Below are 2,449 nucleotides of genomic sequence, written 5' to 3' on the forward strand. Positions count from 1 at the left end.
CGCCGGCCGGGCCGGCACAGCCTGCCCTCTCCGGGAGGGAAGGCTCAGACCGGCGGAATCTCGCCACCGGCCGGGCGCGCAGGCCACACCGTCTTGGCCAGCAGCTCGTCGTTCCAGTCGAAAGCCAGCGCGCCATTTTTGAGGAACAGCGCCACGAAGTTGTAGACGTTGCGCGCGTACATCTCGCTGGCATGCACCGCGCCCATGCTGGCCAGATTGAGCGGGCCGGCCACGGTCACGCCGCCCACCTCCACCGTCTGCCCCGGCTGCGTCGCTTCGCAGTTGCCGCCGGTTTCCGCGGCCAGATCGACGATCACGCTACCGGGCTTCATGCCGGCCACCATCGCGGCGCTGATGATGCGCGGCGCCGGCCGGCCCGGTACCGCGGCGGTGCAGATCAGTACATCCACACTCTTGAGATGCTCGGCCAGACAGCGCTGCTGCTCGGCCCGCTCGTCCTCGGTGAGTTGCCGCGCATAGCCGCCCTCACCGGCCGCACTGACGCCCAGATCCAGGAATTTTGCGCCCAGCGATTGGATCTGTTCACTGGTTTCCGGACGCACATCGAAACCCTCCACCTGTGCGCCCAGGCGTCTGGCGGTGGCAATGGCCTGCAGACCCGCCACGCCCGCCCCCACCACCAGCACCCTGGACGGACGGATGGTGCCGGCGGCCGTGGTCAGCATCGGAAAGAACCGCGGCGCCAGCTGCGCGGCGATCAAGGTCGCCTTGTAGCCGGCCATGCCGGCCTGGGAACTGAGCACATCCATGGCCTGCGCACGCGTGGTGCGCGGCAATTTTTCCAGCGGAAAAGCCTGCAACTGGCGGGCCTGCAGTGCGTCGGCGCGCGCGGGATCGGCCTGCGGCTGCAGCATGCCCACCAGCACCGCGCCGGGCTTGAGCCGGGCGATGGTCGGCGGTGGCGGTGCCTGTACACACAGCACCACATCGGCCGATTCCAGCGCATCGCTGATCTGCGCACCGGCCTCGCGATAGGCCTGGTCGGTGAAACCGGCAGCGCTGCCAGCTCCGGGATGGACATGCACCCGGGCACCGGCGGCCAGCAGTTTCCTGACGGTTTCCGGCGTGGCGGCCACCCGCCGCTCGCCCTGTGCAGCTTCTTTCAACACGCTTACATCAACGGCCATACCCGTCCCCGATGCGCAGTCATCTGCCGCCCCGGATCGTAGCAAAGCCGCCGCCGGTGAAGGGAATCAGTGCAGCGTGGCGGTCTGCGGATCGAGCCGGTCGATCACGCCCTGCATCGCGCTGTCGAAGGCGCCATCGTCCATGTGCGGGCGCAGCCGCTCCAGCCGCACCATCACCGCCAGTTCCTCCGGCGAAGCCACACAGAAACGCACCCCGCGGCGGTTGACGAACAGCAGTCGCGAGGAGATCGGACTCACCCACGACAGCTTGCCGGCCTGGACCTTGCCATCCTTGTCGACGAAATCCAGCCAGGTGCCGATTTCCATATGACGGAAGCGGTCGGCATCGGTGTGGTCGAAATCCTGCGCGTGCGCGGCTCCGCCCAGTTCGATGGCCGGATTCTCCGGGGCCGGCGGAGTGGGCAAGGCCACCTGCGGCAGTTCCGGCAACGGCCGCTCCAGTTCCGGACGGGCCTCGGCGATGGACTGCAAGGTGTCATGCAGCGCGTCGATGGCCACCACACTGGCCTCGCCGTGCAGACCGACGCTGGCAAACACCTTGCGCAACACCGGCTGACTGGTCTGCAGCCACAGCTTGCCAACGATATGCCGGCGCGCCTCGGCCACTTCTTCGAGCATCGTATCGGCCAGCGCCAGCGCCTCGTCGATACCCTCGCCGCTCTCGCCTTCGCGCAGCAGGCTCAGGGTCAGGTGATGACTCCACGGCTGGCGCAGGAAATCGGCGATGGCACCGGGCAACGGCGCGCCGGCCAGACGCTTTTCCAGCTCGGCGGCAGCACGGGTACGCGCCAGTTCCAGCTTTTCCTGGCCGCGCTGGGTCTCGGCCGCACGACGCTCGGCGATTTCGATACGCCGGCGGTGCTGGCCCAGGAAGTCGCGGAATTCTTCTTCCAGGGTCAGGAAGATGGCCAGGTTCTCGTTGAACTCGGCAATCAGGCGTTCGATGATCTCCTCGACCTTGCCCATCAGCACCCGCTCGGCCGGGCTTTCGCCGGTATTGCCCTCACAGGCTTCGGCCAGTGAATTGAGCAGCTTGCGCGCCGGGTGGGTCTTCTGCACGAACATCCGCCGGTCCAGCAGCGCCACCTTGACGAACGGCACCACCAGACGGCCGATGAGTTCGCGCGAGCGGCCTTCCAGCTCACGCTCGTCCAGCATCACGTCGAACAGCATGCCGACCAGATCGATCGCATCCTCGTCCTGCGGGTCCAGCCGGGCCTGGCTCGGGTCCACGCCCAGCTGGGTGGCACCGGACAGCACCTCGCTCTTCAGGCGCTGCG

Annotated in this window: 2 protein-coding genes; both read right to left on the reverse strand. The window is 67.7% G+C overall.

Annotation, left to right across the window (positions count from 1 at the left end):
- Positions 1-44 precede the first annotated feature (44 nt).
- Positions 45-1,148 carry an NAD(P) transhydrogenase subunit alpha gene (locus tag JCM9942_RS14130; protein WP_054660469.1) on the reverse strand — a complete coding sequence of 368 codons (1,104 nt, stop codon included), beginning with the start codon at positions 1,146-1,148 and terminating at the stop codon, positions 45-47.
- Between the two features lie 66 nt (positions 1,149-1,214).
- Positions 1,215-2,449: DUF1631 family protein (locus JCM9942_RS14135; protein ID WP_157722945.1), on the reverse strand; the 1,235-nt coding region annotated here is incomplete at its 5' end.

It is taken from the genome of Stenotrophomonas pictorum JCM 9942, assembly GCF_001310775.1.
Taxonomy (GTDB): domain Bacteria; phylum Pseudomonadota; class Gammaproteobacteria; order Xanthomonadales; family Xanthomonadaceae; genus Stenotrophomonas; species Stenotrophomonas pictorum.

What these genes read in the sequence shown, in the direction of transcription:
- JCM9942_RS14130 (WP_054660469.1), bottom strand. Translation starts at nt 1,148, where the DNA reads ATGGCCGTTGATGTAAGCGTGTTGAAAGAAGCTGCACAGGGCGAGCGG.